Genomic DNA, 19,021 nt, shown 5'->3' with positions numbered 1-19,021 from the left:
GGGGCTTAAAAAGAAAATTCTAAATTCAGTATGAAGTCATAAGAAAAGAAAAACCGCCCGAAGGCGGTTTTTTTGTATGTTACTTTGCCTGTAAAAGAGCGATTTCCGGAGCATTGAGCGAAGACGCTTGTTTCGTTATCCAATTCTCAACATATCCTTTCTGCTCGTTCTGTACCCCTAGGTTTTTCCAGTGTAAGTGATTCGCCTCACTTGTCGCATTTTCCTTTTCAACCGTTTCTATCCATGGCTTACCCGTCATGAAGTCTTTCACCGCAGGAACTTGAAGCTCAAACTTCGGTAGTTCATAACCTTCACTTACATCCATTTGTTCAAATGAAGCCAGCTCAAGTTTGATAGGTTTTAGATCATTACCATCTAAAACATCACCAAAAGGTCTTAAACCATTAACTAGTTTGCCTGTAGGCGACACATAAGAGTACTCAAAGCGAATGATATAAAGGTACTTTTTCTCGCTTGAAGTTAATAAACGGGAGAAATTCGCGTCATTCTGATCAATAAATTGAACGGCGCTTTGCTCCAGACCTGTACGCTTAGTCGCGCCGCTATCGTCAAGCTCTAGATCAAAAACGGTTCTTGTTTCTATTCCATTATACCCAGTATTTGACTTCTCGGTAACAAGACGAGAATGAATGTTGACCACTCCAGCATAATGCATCACGTCATGTTTAACTGGACCATCTTTGATCTGCAGTTTCACCCCACATTCAATGGCATTGAGTAACATTGTATCGTAATCGTCACTCGCACGATCATCCCCTAACACCGCAAAACAAAGTGAGAACCGTTGCTCTTTCGACCAATCAAACTTGTTGCTTATCAGTTTATTCGCATTGCCTTCACCCCAAGCAAGGTCACCGTCAATTTCAACACCAGGCAAAATAATAAGGTTGCCATCGATCACCTTCGGTGTAGTGTCTCGGGATGATGCAGACTCACTCATGACAAACTCTTCGATTAAAAAGTCAGTGTCTGTGAGTTTCGTCTTTTCCAATGTTCGACCGTTAAAGTTTTTCGCTTCTTGTGCAGGGCTTTGACCATCGATACCAAAGTTAACTTCAGTAATATCTAGAGTGTAATTTTTATATGTACCCAAGCCCTCTAACTTACCCGCTAGCAAATCATGTCCTCCTAGTGAGAAGACATATTTCATCTGTTCAAAAGCACCAGAGTCTCGAACATATTCAAATACGCTTTGACCTGTAAAGAAGGCTTTCACCTCATCTATGACTTTAACATTTGGACATAACGGCTTGATGCCATGGATTAAAAACTCACCAAATTCATATGTTGGTTCAAATTCAAGACCATGCAATTCCTCAACACGCTTACTCTTAAAGTGTTCTTTAATCGCTTCATCAGGGTCTTCGAATTGAGAAGCATCCATTTTTGTAAACAACACATCAAAGGTTGGCCCATGAGAGTCCAAACCAACAACAGCGGCGCGATAAGCGACCTCCTGTAAAAACAGTGTCTTAGACGAGAAACCATCTTTTAAAACCACCTGTAGTTTCACACGCGTTTGTGGGCGTAGCTTTCGTCCATTCTTCTCAAATATCCATTTGATGTATGGTTCCCATATCCCATCCTCTTGGACCAGCAAGCGACTGAACTCTATATCATCACGCCCAAGTTCTTCTTTGGCTAAATTGAAGTCGTGACAAAATGCCTTTAGACCTTCTCGGATAGAAGCACTTTCTTGCAAGGACTCATCTGATTTTCTGTCCAAAAATAGACGTGTTTGTACAGGGAATCCCGTATTAAATGCACCACCTATCTTTTCACCGTAATTCCATTGTAGCGAGCTATTGATGCCAGAGTTAGAGAACAAACCAGATTTGTTAAAACGGTTTACCCAGTTCAGGGCAAGCGTATTGCCATCATTGACTGGAATTTCCCAGTTATCACTCATGACATACAGCTGAATAAACTCGTCAACTCGATAATCCTCAATGAAATCATCAAAGTCACCCGTAAGGCTCCACTTAGCGCGGAGAAGCGTTAGTAACTCAATCAAAGAATTCAAAGCATAGGAGCGCAACAAAAAGCGCTTCAACAACTCATCATGATTCGCCTGTTTTTTAAGAAAGTCGGCTAAGCCAACGGCATCAATGATCTGAGGTTGAAGATCTTGACTGATCCCCTTATACAATGAGACAAGTTCTTTATTGATACTGCTGAGCGTTTTTAGCATGCTTTTGTTATTGTACTGAGCTTTGATCTCCTTAAACGTCGCATCACCAAAAAGATCACCATAGAAATCAGTTGCAGCGCCCAAAAGATCTGCCCCCACTTTACCGGCAAAATAATAGGCAGCCACTGGTGCGGCAGGCGTCCAGATTGCGACGCTTGCCATTGCGTCAACGGCGGCAAGAATCATCTTATCTTCAGCTTCCTTTGCCGCAAGCTGATGCCCTTCCCAAATTTGATGCGCGCGATTTAATGCCATCGTTCCAGATCGGCTCGGTGGTAGAGAAACCGCGAAGTCAGGGATGATCAACCTTACCTCTACACGTCGGTTCACAGCGATATCCGCATTATCTGATCGGTCGTTAACGTCGGCATAACCGTCGATATCATCGATCAGTTGTGACTTACCCTTAAATTCAATCCACAACCTTGATTCTAGGTTCGCTCGTTCTTCTCCGCTTGTTTTGGCGAGGATGGCCTCTTTAACTACATCCGCACGCATTTTTGATATCTTTAAGTTATTTTCATGCGTTCCTATTGGCCCTGCATGGCCAATAATGGCAACTTGGTAATCAGGGTTTTGGGATAAAAGCTGGCATAATTTTTCACATACTTCTATATAGTCGATATGCAGTACTTGAACTTCGTTCTCAAACTCAGCAGAGTTAAACTTGAAGTTCATTCGAACAACGACCCCTTGACCATCAGCAAAGATCTGAGCATTCCCTTCTTTACCAAGTGCTTCCTGCACCGTTTCTGCTTTTTTTTGCCAATGTTCTGGATTATCAAAGCGACGAACAAACGTTAAAGAAGAAAGATAGTTTTCAGCGTATTTACTTAAAGTTTCTTGCGCTTCTTTCGCATTTTTAATTTGTTCAGAGAACGCCGAATATTGATCGAACGCTTCCTTGCCACTTGCGATAACTCCAATTGCTGGTAGTGCGCGATTTGTTCCGCTCAAAAAATCACTGCTTAATCGTCCAACGCCACGCATGATTTTTGACTCTGGGCCTGCCGTTTTAAAAGCACGCTTGATATAAGGAATATCAATGACATGCTTTCTAAACACTAACGCTTGTGCTTGTTTCAGCGTTAGCTCTTTACGCGCAAAAACTTTTGCAAGGCTGACACTCTTTTTAATACCACTAGTGGCGGCAAGTGCCGAATGTAACGCGATACCACTCATCAGAAATGGAGGTAAGGCCCCCGACTCACTGTTTTCCCATAGCGCCTGCCCGATGGTTTTCGCCATTTCTGCAGGTGGGCCATATAGCTTTGCGCCCTCAATAGAGAGAAAGTCACTGCTCAACGATTCGTAGGTTTTGTTGATCGCTGCATGCAAAGATAACGGTGCAACGCCCGGTTTTTGCTTAGTTTGATAGGTTAACCCCTTCGTCGCGTAGTCTGAATAAGATGGCAACTGATTAGGGAATTGTTGGATGAGCGCTTCCTCTAAGGTGATCATGTCACCACACACGCACGCCATTTTGCCAATGCCCGCTGTATCGATAAACGTCAGTTTTTCATGCAGTTCATAAGTATATACATTCTGCTCCACATCAGTTTGAGGGTGTTTCATGAACTGCTTTGTGACATTGGCCTTCAGTACACTTTCGGGTAACACCTTACGTGTTTCATCGAATGCTAACCATTCATCTTCCCAAAATTGGATGCGCAACAAATAAAAACCATCTTCAACTTGGCTTGGATCGAGGTTAAACAATGCACTTGGTAAAACGTTTCGATCACCAATTTCATTCGCCCATTCTGCAACATGCGTATCGACAACCTTTACATCAATCACTTCTTCTGCGGCGCTCTCTAAATCACCCGCTTTGAGGTGTTTCACTGGTCTAACAAGCGAGACCTCAGCGCCGCTATAAAGCATGTCTGTAAAAAGTACCGCGCAACTGTGCATTCTTGGCACAACGAAACCTTTCAGGGGCTTGTTTCTTTTTTTCTGACGCTCCAACCAATCATTGTAACTTTGTTGCTCTGGCGTAAGATCGCCCCCAACATACTCAGGGGCAAGTTGACCAAGGGCAATTTCTGTAAGTTGGAACTTCACCCCAGTTTGCTTTGTTTTGTTAGTCCCATCATCAATATACTGGGCGAAATGCTTAATGTTTTCTGCAAGACTTGCCAGATCTTTTGCGCCTCCAGTACTTTCTGGTTCATTCTGCGGCGCAATCATCTGCGCTAACAAACGCAATGGTGGAAAGCTTAATTCATAGCTTTTCCCTTTGCTGATCCCTTCCGGTCGGTTGCCCAACTTGAGTAATTCATAATTGTCGACATCGCTTGGTGCAGAAGTTTCAGAATCGACTTTTTCTCCCGATAAAGGTTGTTTACCCGTTGCTTGTGATGGCTCGCCTAAACCTAACTCGACCAATTTTCCCTCTTTGGTGGTTCCCCACAGTGCGGGTTCGCCTCCTGACAAGGCATTGACCATCACGGGAGTCAAAGGAATGGGACGAATCTTACCCGCTAGCTCATTTACTTGGGTGAGATCTGGCTGGGTATGCCAGTCAGGGAATATATATTCACGGCCTAAGAACTTGCCCTCAAACAAAGCACCGAACAGATAGACTTCATTATCAAATGTGAAGGCCATTAGTTCACCTCCTTAAACCAGTTACCTTGATTTGCGGAGAGGTTATACACAATGGCGGGGTCTAACGTTCGGCTGTAACCCAACGGAGACCAACTCCACGCTTGTTTTGTCTGGTTGTTCTGTACTGACATCAGCATCGCATTATAATTCGTCAAAGAAAAACGATTATTTAGACCGATGGCATATTGCATTGCGCCATCACGGTCAATTTGTTTACCTTTTGCTAGGTCGACGACAAATACATTGTGATAGTTGCGATTAGCCGCCCAAACAATGTCCCCTTCTGGACTGATCGCCGTAAAATGCGCTTTTGCTTTCTTAACAGGTAACTTTTTCCCCCATTGAACGACCTTTGTCGTTTCATAAGTTTTTTCATCTTCTATAAGCGCAGCACCATTAGTCACACTGTAAATTAATCCATCGCGAATAAAGCCTGTCCCGGATATATGCAGATCCGTCTTTTCCGCTTCACCTTTAGCAATATCCCACTTATAAACCACACGACCAACCATACCAGTGCGGTAATAAACGTAGCTACTGTCTTCCGCCCACAAAAAGCCTTTCGGCCCTTCAATGTCATGTGGCAGCTCAATCATCTTCTGGGTTTTGATATCAAAAAGGTAGTTAGTCAAACCAAAACCGACTGCCACATAGCGATTATTTGGCGAGCGACTGGTTTTATCAACACCAGATCCATTCATACCTAACCAAGCCAAATCGGTCACCAAGCGTAGATCCGTGCCATCGGTCTTCATACTCCAGATTTTGGTTCGTCCTTCGTACTCGTTGTACATTGGATCCGGCTCATAGCCTGGAACACTTGATAAGTTTGCCCAGGTAAATTGAACGCGTGGCAAATCGTAAGAGCTCGCGTCATTTAAATCTTCCCTTGGCCATTCCTTAGCGCGGTGAATAAAGTAACGAGGAAAGTCACGTTGTTGATAAGTCGCAGAGTCAGATTTACGGACCTTGCTCTGCTCCATGGTGTAGTAGTTATGTTCACCCACGTAAGTGCGGCCGTCATCTTTACAACCCGCTATCGATAAAGCAGTAAGTAACAGTAATATTATTTTTTTCATGGTTTAACCTACCAATTCTGAAATGGGTACATTTTCTTCTACAACGACAAGACGTTGGCTACCGGTGGAGAGGCTCGAATGAACACCTCGAACAATATCGACGTTCTTGACCTCTGCCGGCGGGAATGCAAAACGCAGCGTCATATAACCATCGTCGTCTTTCATCGCTGAACGAAAGTACGATTTGTGAATCCAATCGTGTTCTATGTTACGAAGCCCAAAGAAATCGTCCGGCTGATCTGTCAAAGGCTCGTGAAGGTAACGTATAGAAGGCAAAGCGCCTCTTGGAGCCAATTTAAGCCCCGCAACATTGCTCTCTTTGTGTTCGTTGATGACTCCACTGCCGATGCCTGTCGATGCGGTACCGGAAACTGGAATAATATTCTCGCCCGCATTATTAAAGCTTTGGGATGAGGAGTATATTTGCAACTCTGAAAGAGACTTAGCAATTGAAGCAGGATCACTCTCTAGCTCAGACAGTTCCGTGTTTGTCAAAGCCAACTCGGAGTAATGGATATAACATTCTTGTGCTTTTCCCGCGACTTTATATGGCACCCAAATATGCGGTAGAGGAACGCCTTGCGCAATACGCAAACCATCTTTGCCAGCTTTATAAGGGCTTAGCACCGTTTTAACAGTGATAGGATCAATATCTAATTCTGGAAAAACAACATCTACTTCCTCATCTACAAAGCGGAATACCCTAGCACCTTGATCAAGGCTTAGATGTCCCGAATACACTTTCTGACCGGATTGATAAATCTCAAATGCTTCTTCGCCAATATAGTAGTCTGGTACAAGGTTGGCCCCATCAATGTTGACATGTCGTGTTTTCATCGAGGATTCAGGATCATTATTTCTGTAGTACTCTAAATCGACATCAGCAAAGTAGCCTTTTGGTGTAACTTCAACCTCTCGCCAAACTTTGTTATTCCAGATTACATAGAAATAACCTTCTGCAACCAACTCATGTCCATTTGGGCCCTCTAGCATAGGTAGTACAGGCACCAACACGTTGTCCCACTCATCCATCTGAGTTTCTTTATCAACGGGTTGCAGGTCTTCGGCGAGTTTAAGCAAGATTGGCTGAGGCTGGTCGGAGCAAGGAATTTTGATATAAAGCGTTTTACCTTCAGCATCGAGATCTTTAAACGTCGCGAGGCTGCGGTGTTTGTTTTCTGTATCAGCCTTGCCTACAGTCACTTTTTCTTTTTGAGCTTCGGTTTTTCCCAACATCAAACATGCCGCGTTGCTATACCACTGCCCTGCAAACTCGACAACGATTTTTTGATCTGGGCTTGGCTCAGAGGGGACATGCGTGTAACTACGAACTAAAGCAACATCGTCGGTAACCTGCTTGTATCCTGCTTTAAAAGCTTTGCTTTCATTCGAAGCTGATACAAAGTCAACGAGTGATTTAAGTCTAGGGAAGCTTTGCAGCTGAGAGTCCGTCAATGGCGACCGACGAGCAACGGTAGATAATGACACCCAATTGCCTTTTCCCAATTCGATTCTTATAGCAGCTAGCAATGCGCTGGTCGTTTTTTTGGCAGAGATGGAAATCTTTTGCGCCAATTCTTTAGGGAGGTTTCTGAGGATGTCATCTGAATTTCGCAAACGCGAAAGCTGTCCTATACACTCGTCCGGTGTAAGAACATAAGATAGCTCGTTGGAGGATAGCTTCGAGCTAGGTATAAATTTGCAAACTAAATGCATTTGAATTCTCCACAACCAACATCGTAAATATGGCTGCGGTGACAATTAAGCTGATAAGGCTTACAAGTACGATTTGGTCTGCGTATCCTACTTACTTAGCCATTTATTTTCAACGAGATAGAAAAATCGCCCGAAATCAAAAACACCAAAAAAATGGTGATTTTTACTATTAAAACATGCGATTCGACCACAATAAAAGCCAGTAACATCACCCACTCTGTCAAAATGGTAAAATCTTACTATCTAAAAAAATTTAATTTATGGACTGAAGTTAACAAAAATCGTAGTAACGTGTGCTTCAGGTAAGCACGAGGAAATTCAGAAGTTTATGAGGTGCCCTCCTCAGCAACAAACAACAAATTGACTGTTACTGAGGAAGTTTAAATAAAAAGGTGAGCGCATTACGCACTCACAAAAGTAACTGCTCTGAAGCTTGCTAGGATTAAATTTGCTTCATCGCGAGTTAAAGAGGTGAGGTATTACCCATCGACCTCATGCAGAACACTATACTCAGAGTATAGAAACGAGCGTAAATATATAATATTTAAAAAGATTTTCAACGCGACACATTCACCACAGCTCCTGCCGAGCGACCATCACAATCACGTCATACACACCTAAAAGCAACATTGGCCTAGTTATTATAGTTATTCAGCCTTGTATTAAGACGATTCATTAATTCGAGTAACTTATCAATAAAGGCAATTATTTTGATAAATATCACAAAAAGTCCCAAAGAAATAAAGCGAGCTAAACGCTCGCTTTATTTATGCCGCATTTTTTAAAGTTTTGTCATCACTAAAATATCGGTTGTAAACAGCACCTAAGGAGGCTGTACTTGCGAAACGATCATAGTTAAATGTTGCTTGAGCCTCTTCGGCAGAGGCGGAAAGCTTGTTGGTACCATTTACATAAATCGTCACTACCCCCTCCTTCAGTCCTGAAAGATCTAAATCAGTTGTCCATGAGTCTGAAAGCACGGTTGCCATGCCTGTGGCTTCTGTACCATCAGCGTCGACTGCTTTGATATCTATGAACTCACCATCTTCAAATCGTTCACTGCTACCACTTACTGTCACGCTTTCCACTCCAGTAACATCGTTGATAACGTCTAGGTGTATTGTCGGTGTAATTGGCATGGAGTAAGCCGTGTTCTGACTACCGGTATTTCCTGATAAGTCTTGGTAGTCACGAACAAGCAACGCCACATTGAGCTCTGACGTGCTTGGTACCACCACATCACCAGTCCAAACACTTGGGTCCGCGGTTGCCACTAATGAAGTGATCGTCGTGCCACCTAACTCCGCCACAGCACCTTGCAATGCTTTATCGAATTCCAGCGTTACCGTCACGCTTTGGCCGATGGCTTGGTGCTCAGGCGTAAACGTCACGTTAGTCAGCGTTGGCAGAGACTGCGCCAGTGTAAAGCTCTGGCTTTCACTCACTTCAATGCCGGCTGAGTTCGTCCCTGTCACAATCACGGTATAAGTGCCGTTGGTTTGGTGACTCATATCAATCGCGTCACTGGTCCAAGTGCCACCGGCTTGTACCGTTGCGCTGCTGCTTTTTAGTACCGTCGCGCTGCCTTGGGCTTTCACTTCAAGACGCAGGGACTGACCGTCAAAGCGTGTCGACGTACCTTCAAATTGTAGCGTGGCGGCATGCGCTTCATCCACATTACCCACTGGCGTAATAGCTAAGGTTGGTGTGATCGGCATGGAGTAAGCCGTGTTCTGACTACCGGTATTCCCTGATAAGTCTTGGTAGTCACGAACAAGCAACCCCACATTGAGCTCCGACGTGCTTGGTACCACCACATCACCAGTCCAAACACTTGGGTCCGCGGTTGCCACTAATGAAGTGATCGTCGTGCCACCTAACTCCGCCACAGCACCTTGCAATGCTTTATCGAATTCCAGCGTTACCGTCACGCTTTGGCCGATGGCTTGGTGCTCAGGCGTAAACGTCACGTTAGTCAGCGTTGGCAGAGACTGCGCCAGTGTAAAGCTCTGGCTTTCACTCACTTCAATGCCCGCTGAGTTCGTCCCCGTCACCATCACAGTATAAGTGCCATTGGTTTGGTGACTCATATCCATTGCGTCACTGACCCAAGTGCCACCAGCTTGTACCGTTGCACTGCTGCTTTTTAGTACCGTCGCGCTGCCTTGGGCTTTCACTTCAAGACGCAGGGACTGACCGTCAAAACGTGTCGACGTGCCTTCGAATTGTAGTGTGGCGGCATGCGTTTCATCCACATTGCCCACTGGCGTAATAGCTAAGGTCGGCGTGATCGGCATGGAGTAAGCCGTGCTCTGACTTCCGGTATTCCCTGAGAAGTCTTGGTAGTCACGAACAAGCAACCCCAATTTGAGCTCCGACGTGCTTGGTACCATCACATCACCAGTCCAAACGCTTGGGTCCGCGGTTGCCACTAATGAAGTGATCGTGGTACCACCTAACTCCGCTGCGGCGGATTGCAGATCTTTATCGAATTCCAGCGTCACCGTCACGCTTTGGCCGATGGCTTGGTGCTCAGGCGTAAACGTCACGTTAGTCAGCGTTGGCAGAGACTGCGCCAGTGTAAAGCTCTGGCTTTCACTCACTTCAATGCCAGCTGAGTTCGTCCCTGTCACAATCACGGTATAAGTGCCATTGGTTTGGTGACTCATATCCATTGCGTCACTGATCCAAGTGCCACCGGCTTGTACCGTTGCACTGCTGCTTTTTAGTACCGTCTCGCTGCCTTGGGCTTTCACTTCAAGACGCAGGGACTGACCGTCAAAACGTGTCGACGTACCTTCGAATTGTAGCGTGGTGGCATGCGTTTCATCCACACTGCCCACTGGCGTAATAGCTAAGGTTGGTGTGATCGGCATGGAGTAAGCCGTGTTCTGGCTACCGGTATTCCCTGAGAAGTCTTGGTAGTCACGAACAAGCAACGCCACATTGATCTCCGACGTGCTTGGTACCACCACATCACCAGTCCAAACACTTGGGTCCGCGGTTGCCACTAATGAGGTGATCGTCGTGCCACCTAACTCCGCCGCGGCGGACTGCAGATCTTTATCGAATTCCAGCGTTACCGTCACGCTTTGGCCGATGGCTTGGTGCTCAGGCGTAAACGTCACGTTAGTCAGCGTTGGCAAAGACTGCGCCAGTGTAAAGCTCTGACTTTCACTCACTTCAATGCCCGCTGAGTTCGTCCCCGTCACCATCACGATGTAAGTGCCATTGGTTTGATGACTCATATCAATCGCGTCACTGGTCCAAGTGCCACCGGCTTGTACCGTTGCGCTGCTGCTTTTCAATACCGTCGCGCCGCCTTGGGCTTTCACTTCAAGACGCAGGGACTGGCCGTCAAAACGTGTCGACGTACCTTCGAATTGTAGCGTGGCGGCATGCGTTTCATCCACACTGCCCACTGGCGTAATAGCTAAGGTTGGCGTGATTGGCAATTCGTGAGCGGTGTTATCCTCACCTATGTTGCCAGTCAAATCTTTAAACTGACTAACAACCAAGTCGACACTTAACAGCGCGGTGCTCGGAACTTGTACATCACCAACCCAGACCTTTTTATCTGCCGTTGCTGACAGAGAACTAATGCGATTGCCGCCAAGCGTAGCGGTCGCCTCTTGGATCTCTTTGTCAAACTCAAGCGATACATTCACGCTTTGACCCGCACTCTGATGCTCGGGGTTAAATGTCACATTGGTTAGTTTTGGTAAGGTTCCTTCAACCGCGATACTTAAGCTGCTTCCTTTTCCAGGAATGGTGTTGGTACTTTGGTAGCTATCGTCCTCTACCTGTATTGTTATGTTTTTATCTTGCTTTTCTGGACTGATGTAATTAACCGTCCACGTAACGTTGTCTGAAGTGGACCACGTATCTTGCTTTAACGTTCCTGTTGCGCCGTTATCACTAGCGACAAGATGGACATCTGAGATATCAAAGTTCGTAACTTCTTCTGTAAAGTTAAACGCAAGCGTAATCTCTTCGCCTCCAAAAAGAGGGGCGCTTGAGGCGGTAGAGATACTTAGCCCGGGAACGGTTGCCGCTTCCACATGCGCGTCAATAGAACTTTCACTCTTGTTATCCACCTTGTCTGTTGCTGCCACCGTGATCGTATGATCGCCTTTCGGTAACAAATAGCTTATGACATAAGGCCCCGCTTCGGTTGTCGGCTCAGTAATCGCTTGAGGAGCCACTGTGCTACCACCACTCACCGCTTTTGACGTGACGAGATTTAAATTTTTATCTGTAATGTATGCACTAATTTCTAGTTGATACTTATCGTTTGTCGGCACCTTAGAGGTTTGATTAGCACTTAAGCCCGAAATACTTGGAGCGTCATAATCAACAATAGACTCGATCACTTGTCCATCATAACTTTTGCCTAGTAATTCAAAGCTTGTATTCTCTCTTCCAACTGAGTCCGTCACCGTCACCTTAAGGGTATATGCCCCTTGGTTATCGACGGCAAAGTTCATCATTCCATTACCACTAGATGAGATAACATCACCTGAGTAACGCAAGGAATCACCGAGGCTTGGAATAAGCTCCACAGAATATTGTGAAGCTTTCACTCTTTCTCCTTCCACCGTAGATACCGTAAACGGCTGGCTCGCCTTGGTTAAAAACAGTTTCCCACCCTGCAAACTCGTAATTCCATCGAAATCAACTGTGACTTTAGGAACACTAATATCAATGACTTTTCTGATATCAGAATACAGTCCGACGCTATCTGTCGCTTTGATATCAACCGTGATTGAACCACGCCCCTCTAGCTGAGATTTTGATAGTTCAAAGTACGTAGATGAACCGTTCCCATCCTCTACTCTTTCTTCTTGATAGCTTGGGTTTAAAACCGAATAGTTTACTTTTGCCAGGCTGCTACCAGTGTCCGTTATGTCGAAACGAAAACGAACGTTATCTGGATTTGTTGGCGATTCAGTTACGATAATCTCATCGCCAACACTTGGAGGTGTGTTGTCAACTTTAATATCAACGGTCGCTTCACCGACTCTCGACCACACATCCGTTGCGATAATCGTTGTCCTGATCGTTTTTCCATCCGCATCGCTAGGAAGTTCACTCGTAAATGTTGAACACTTGTAGGTTGGGTCATCTGCACACACCTCTAATTGTGCAAACTTCTCCGGGTTATCTTTATAGTTGTAGGATTCCGTTCCAAATCTGGCCATCACATTGTCTAGTCTAGAGTTTTCATACAGCTTAATTCTGAATTTGGCGACAAGCTGCTGACCATTAATGGTTGTGTTTCCAACCGGATCAGTAATTTCGACGACTACCGAACCTTTAGGTAATTCAAGCAGTAGATCGTGCTCTGGCGTCAAGTTTCCTGCTAAATCAGATAAGTTCTTGATTTTGTATTCTTGAGTTGTACTCAGGCCATCAATAATATCGGCATAGGGTTCAGAATACGTACACTTGATATTTCCAACACCTTTGGCACAAGTCGTTGGTGTATAAGCTTTGTTGCCAAGATTACGAACCAACTTTGGATATTCATCTGAACTTTCGGTATTCACGCCTGATAAAGCATCATTAAAAGAGAGCTCAAATGTGAGCATCTTCTTCTTCAAAGCTTCATCAAACCAAACATCACTTCCTTTAAAACTGTATGAGTTACCATCCACGACTGTCGGTGCATCAATATCCACCATCGAGAAATTGAACTTGTTGATCGTTTCACGCCCATTTGTACCCAAGGTTTTAGTGATCAAAGTAACAGGTGCTTTGGTCATGTTTTGCCCAACATTGACACTACAACTGTAAGGTTCTTGCGATACGTTGATAACGCCAGAAGTTGGTTGCTCATTAGTTGGTGGCGCATCTAGAGAGTTGTATTCTTCACGAACCCAACACTCTAACGTTTTGGCTTTGACCGCACTCAATGTAGTAAAGGTGACATCAAGAACACCATCAGATAAGTAATTTTGGAAGTCCAGCGGGCTTTCAACTGTTAGAACCACGCCTTCACGCTGTACGCTAAAGGTTTGGTTTACTTTTCCAACCTTTCGGTCTTTTTCATCAAGGTAACGAACTTTGTTATAAACCTTGATATCAAGTTCATAATTACCATCTTTGGCAATTTGTGTAGAAAGCAACGTTGCGGTCCAAGTGCCATCTGCGGTTTCTGAGAACGTAAAGTTAGTCCCGTTTTGCTCACCAGAAAATCTATACGTTGAGTCAATTCGATCAACGCCACTATCATCAACAATATCAAGCGTAAGTACGATATTCCCATCTTGATAGATGGTGTTGTTTGTAATTGGCGTTCCATCCGTGTAACTCATCGCCAGCGTCACCTGCGGGATTGAGTTGTACACTTTGACGGTAAAATCTTGCTCATCACTGGTTAAGGTTGTGTTGCCACGAACATCAGACCCTTTTAAACGAATCTTGTGTGTACCCGTACCTAAATCACCAAGGCTCACTTTGAGATCCTCATTGATTTTTGTACCAGGAGAGCCAGGTAATGGTTCCAGATCGCTAAACGTCCAATACTCTAGGCTTTCTCTATTTACGCCATTAATTGAAACATCACCGTTAGCATTTAGGTCTAGCGCCGTTAGGTCAAAGACATAGTTACCTAAGTAGTAGTCATTCGCATTGAAACCACTTAATCCTAATGTTGGCCCATCACGATCAAGAATAACCTTGTGCGTGTTAGAACTAGACTCAAAACCATATATATCGGTTGCTTTTACATACAATGACGTTGTTTTTTCATCTTCAGAAATGTCTATTTTATCTGTGTCACTCTTGATAAGAGACATGACAAACTCTTTAGATGAATCCGTTGGCACAATTGTCTTAATTGGCGAATCTTTACCACTTTGATACAGCGAGACTTGCTCAAGGTCTGAATCGTCTATTACGGATTTAAATCGCACATTGAACTCACGCCCTATGACATAGTTCTCTTTAGACAATGTGTCTTCAACCCAAGGCGTATTTAGGATGATTTCAGGGCCTTTGTTATCGACTTGGAAGGTAAATTTCCCTGTTGTACTAACATTGGCAGGGTAAGCGTTGTCCGTCGCAGTGACGTAAAATTCATTCCATTCATCGTAATCAAATGCTTTTGAAACCAGTTGGACTTTGACGTCAGGCTGTTCACCAACTAGGTATGGTACGTCACACGCCTCTGTTAGAGGGTCACAGCTTTCTAATGTCAGAGCCTGACCAGATCCGCGGCGCAAATCTATTTTTACGTTATTGCCAGAGCTTAACGTCCCCCAATCAATGACAGGTGTCCATTGGTTATTACCACCTAAACGGCTTTGAACCTGCTCACTTTTTACAATAGGGGCTTCAGAGTCGATACGAATATTGAATCTCGGAGCGGTGCTAGTTAACTCTGAAACGGAGTTACCTAAGTTGTCCTCTGCTGCTGCAACAACTAACCAATCTCCATCACCAGGATAAATCGTAGAGCCTTGATTTGAACAAATCTCGCCCGTACATAGTTTGACTTTAAACGCGTCTTTCGAGTTACTTGCAAAGTTTTCTGGTGTATATGTTACTTTTTCACCGGTTTGCTGGTAGAAAACAAGGCCCCTCGAGGCAAGCTTATCACCAACAATATCCTCAACCTTGAAGGTTAATTCATGAGTATTGTTCGCATTTAAATAAATACCGTTTTCTACAGGTTTACCATCGACATCATTCGGTGGAAGGTAACTGGCCTTAGGGAAGTCGTTATCAATAAACACCGATTCTATAAACGGAGATTTACCATTGTAACCATACGCATTGCCATGTGGGTCCATAGCACTGGTCTCCACGGCAAACTCTATAATATCTTTTAGTTCACTAGACTGGGAGTTAAGGGTGAAGAAGTACTCTTTTCGATAAGCATTGCTGCTGTCTGAGTTTTCTACGATGTTGATGTCCAGTGGTATTTCGATATTTGGCTCATTAGCTTGATACCACATCGTGCTAAACTTCGGACCGTAAGCGTCGGTTCCTACAATACCAGAAGGATCGTCTAGGACAATTTTAGAAACAACCTCGCCAGCGATATAAAGCCTATTACCAACCATCGTCTCTCTACCGCTTTCAATGGTTAATTTTGGCTGCGGCGGCAAGGTATCGATACTGCTACCCTCTGTATCAAAAATGTTCTTACCATTTAAGTCAGGATTAGCCATCGAAATATCATCAGCATAGAGCTGCGCGATATTGGTCTCAATACCGTATTTGCTCGCCATGATTTCATAATAGGATTGCGCCAGATCTTTTCGGTAAGTTTCAGCGCCAAACGTGTAAGAATCGAGCGTAACTTGACTTCCTCCGGCCCCTATACCATTTGCTTTTCCATCGTAGCTAAAATCATCGTAAATAGCAGATGCAAAATCTAATGAGTTATTTCTTGGCATTCTCTCGGCAATACTATCAATTGCTTCAACAAGGAATCGGTGTAGATAGTCATTTGATGGCTTGTCTGGAATCGCTTTAGTCGTAAGCATTTCATTGGTTGCATAAGACACAACCGTTGGATCAAACCCAAAGAATGAGTTGTTATTCGTACCTGATAACGCGTAGCGCACCTCATCAAGAATTTGAATCGCACGTTCTGAAGTTTTCTCTCCCGCTGTCACTTGATCCCACTGGAAATCAAACAAACCAGTCTGATATGTCGATAGTTCAGTAATATAGTAAGTTTGAGAACCGTTGAGCTTAAAATACACACCAATATTGGCCTTGTTTAAGTCAACCGTTACTTTCTTGGTCCCTGGATCTCTTTTCCATTGGTAATAGTATGGCTCACTACCTTCGATACCAATTAAACGAACACGCATGAAATCATAATTCACTACGTCAGTTGTGGTTTCACAGCTCGCTACGTCAAGAGCCATAGACTGGTCACTTTCCAGTTGCTGGATAGTGGTACAACTTGCAAGTGAAGTGAATTCACCACTTGGGCTCAACCCTTCAAGTTGAGCTCGCGCACCAATAAATGGTGTCACCACTTTTATGGTTGGTAGGTCAAAGCTACTTCTAAAATATACTTCTCTTGGAGTGCTTTCGTTATCAGACTCATCGACGGTTTGAATGACTAACTTTTGACTACTGTTTTCTGATACCGATTTAAAGCTGTCACCCAAAATATCTCTTACAAAAGGAATGTAATAGATGACATCCTCTACTCGCCCATTGCTATCTAACAGCGTTTCGTGCGGAATTTTTGCGATGTAATCGTCATCTGATGCGGTTGTGTCAATAACTTGCTGAAGTGAGTAGTTGTTATCGTTGTTTTGGCTTACGTAGTACTTGACGACGAGCTTTAGCTTATTAGCGTTGGAGCCTAAAACCGTATCGGTATTTACGTCTGATACTTTCACACGAACATAAGGGATTTTATTCTCTTTCAATAAATTAGCGTTGAAGTTACTAAAATCTATCCCTTTTAATGAGCTCTGAATCCCTAAACTTGCGTACGCATAGTCAATCTTCAGGAAATCGCGGCTTGCTTGAACATTGTCTGGGGTGTACGTATCTTGAGAGTAGATACCATCGTAAGTGGTTCGTTCACCATCTAAACCCACATTTACGTACGTCATTGACGTACCTTCAGGATAGGTTATCGTCTGTGCTGGCGCTTGATCGTCACGACTTACTGCATGCTGCGCAGAGCCCGTATTGCCTTTGCTATCCTTCGCTCGAACCTCAAAGACCGTCGTAGATAGGAATTCATCAGTTGGGTAAGCCTTACTAAACTCACAAGCATTTCCAGACTCTACAGTGGCAGGAGAACATGTGACGCCCTCATGTAAGCCATCTTTAAATGAAATACTGACAGAACTAATCTCTTGCGAGCTTTCTTTTACAACCCCTTTCAGAACGTATTCTTTAAGTTGGTTATTAATTGCACTCGCCGATGTAATATCGATAACAGGCGCATCGTTATCCCATTCAAAGTTGATATGAAGACCCGAATGGCTGCCTGGAATTAACTCATTACCCAGTACATCCGCTGTATATAAGACTAACCGTGCTGCTGTTACGTTTGAGAGCCCTGTGGCAGGGTTCATATCTACACTATCGATCTCTTTAGTATTAATGTTAACTTTAACGTTGGTCTCTCGAAGGCCAACTTCAAAATCATCAAATTCAACCGAACAGAATGTGCTTCCAAAATCTTGTATGTCGTTACATTGAAATTCACCAGACCAAGAGCCATTAATCTGATACTGAATAAAGGCGGATACGTCTTCTACACCGATATCATCAACAATTTTTAGGTCAACTTTATCGGTGCCTGCAAGTACATCACGGTCAATGCGTGTCACGATAGGCGCTGTGGTATCAATCTCCGTCCCATCTCGCGGTGGAATGATGCCATCTGTACTGCCATATGTACCTAAGTCATTAAGCTTCTTACTAAAGTCGACATAGTCGGCAGCATCAGTACCAGAAATATTGATACTTGGGTCGTTTACCACGATCAAAACGTGCTGAGATAAGTCACGTGTGTAAACGTCGCTGTTTATCTTTTTCTGTCCAAAGCTGAGGGGAGTCACTGCTCCTGAAGTCTTGCTCACTTCAAGACCATCAAGAACACCATCTGCAATAACATCCCGATATTGGATGTCAGCGAAGTGCATCGAAGTGTAGACGTTATCGCTGTTGCCGTATTTTTTTATAAGATCGTAAGAGTAAGACGAGTATGCTGTTAATAAAGCACCGTATTGATGCCCAGCACTAGCAAAACTGCTTTGCCCACCTTTGGTAATATCAATAGGTTTGGTCTCATTTACGTCAAAACCATACATGCTATTGATACTACCCAAAGCGGTTGAAAAGGCACTTTCATCTGTGGCCCCCTGAGAAATTTTGTACTTTGCCAAGCCTGCTGCCAAGTTCGACAGCGGAGTAAGCATTAACTTTTGCTCACTCCCCTCTTTAAAGTTCACAACACCTTCAAATTTAAGTGTCTTCGCATTGCTCACAGATACCGTTTCATTTGTAAACGGATCGGTATAACTCCCCTCTTTTGCAACAACAAAAAGAGGCATTGACGACGATTCAAACTCTAGCAGATAGTTTCCGAAGGCATCAGACGTCGTGTTAGCCAACTTCCGACCTAAGTTTCCATTTTTGAACTCGAAAACCTCAATCTTGGCGCCATTGACTGGGGCGTCAAACACCATACCGGAAATGCTTCCTTTGCTTCTAGCTGGAGGTGTGTTGTCTCCTCCATCACCACCACCACATGCACTCAATAAAAGAGATGTAAGCGTAAGACCTAATGTTAATTTCAGCGTATTTTTAGCGAACATAGTAATTTGGCAAAATATATTTTCCCGAGATTATATTATTGAAAAATATTTTCTCAACGTGACATTAACACCAACAAAATAGGCATAAACACCAA

4 protein-coding genes are annotated in these 19,021 nt (G+C 44.1%); all 4 read right to left on the bottom strand.

What is annotated here, in order from left to right; translation table 11 throughout:
- Nucleotides 1-79 precede the first annotated feature (79 nt).
- Complete coding sequence (locus R7040_RS03265; RefSeq protein ID WP_318081055.1) at nucleotides 80-4,822, bottom strand: OmpA family protein; 4,743 nt, start codon at nucleotides 4,820-4,822, stop codon at nucleotides 80-82.
- Nucleotides 4,822-5,901: a hypothetical protein gene (locus R7040_RS03260; RefSeq protein ID WP_085569129.1), complete on the bottom strand. Its 1,080-nt coding sequence runs from the start codon at nucleotides 5,899-5,901 to the stop codon at nucleotides 4,822-4,824. The genes R7040_RS03265 and R7040_RS03260 overlap by 1 nt, the downstream gene beginning before the upstream one ends.
- 3 nt (nucleotides 5,902-5,904) lie before the next feature.
- Complete coding sequence (locus tag R7040_RS03255) at nucleotides 5,905-7,617, bottom strand: hypothetical protein (RefSeq protein ID WP_318081054.1); 1,713 nt, start codon at nucleotides 7,615-7,617, stop codon at nucleotides 5,905-5,907.
- 767 nt (nucleotides 7,618-8,384) lie between these two features.
- Nucleotides 8,385-18,926 carry a tandem large repeat gene (locus R7040_RS03250; RefSeq protein ID WP_318081053.1) on the bottom strand — a complete coding sequence of 3,514 codons (10,542 nt, stop codon included), beginning with the start codon at nucleotides 18,924-18,926 and terminating at the stop codon, nucleotides 8,385-8,387.
- Nucleotides 18,927-19,021: the final 95 nt, after the last annotated feature.

This window comes from Vibrio sp. 1069 (assembly GCF_033340555.1).
Note: the sequence above shows the minus strand (reverse complement) of the source record. Positions and strands in the feature narration are given on the sequence as shown.

Excerpts from the sequence above, each read along its gene's own strand:
- R7040_RS03265 (WP_318081055.1), bottom strand. The coding sequence starts at position 4,822 with ATGGCCTTCACATTTGATAATGAAGTCTATCTGTTCGGTGCTTTGTTT.
- R7040_RS03260 (WP_085569129.1), bottom strand. The coding sequence starts at position 5,901 with ATGAAAAAAATAATATTACTGTTACTTACTGCTTTATCGATAGCGGGT.
- R7040_RS03255 (WP_318081054.1), bottom strand. The coding sequence starts at position 7,617 with ATGCATTTAGTTTGCAAATTTATACCTAGCTCGAAGCTATCCTCCAAC.
- R7040_RS03250 (WP_318081053.1), bottom strand. The coding sequence starts at position 18,926 with ATGTTCGCTAAAAATACGCTGAAATTAACATTAGGTCTTACGCTTACA.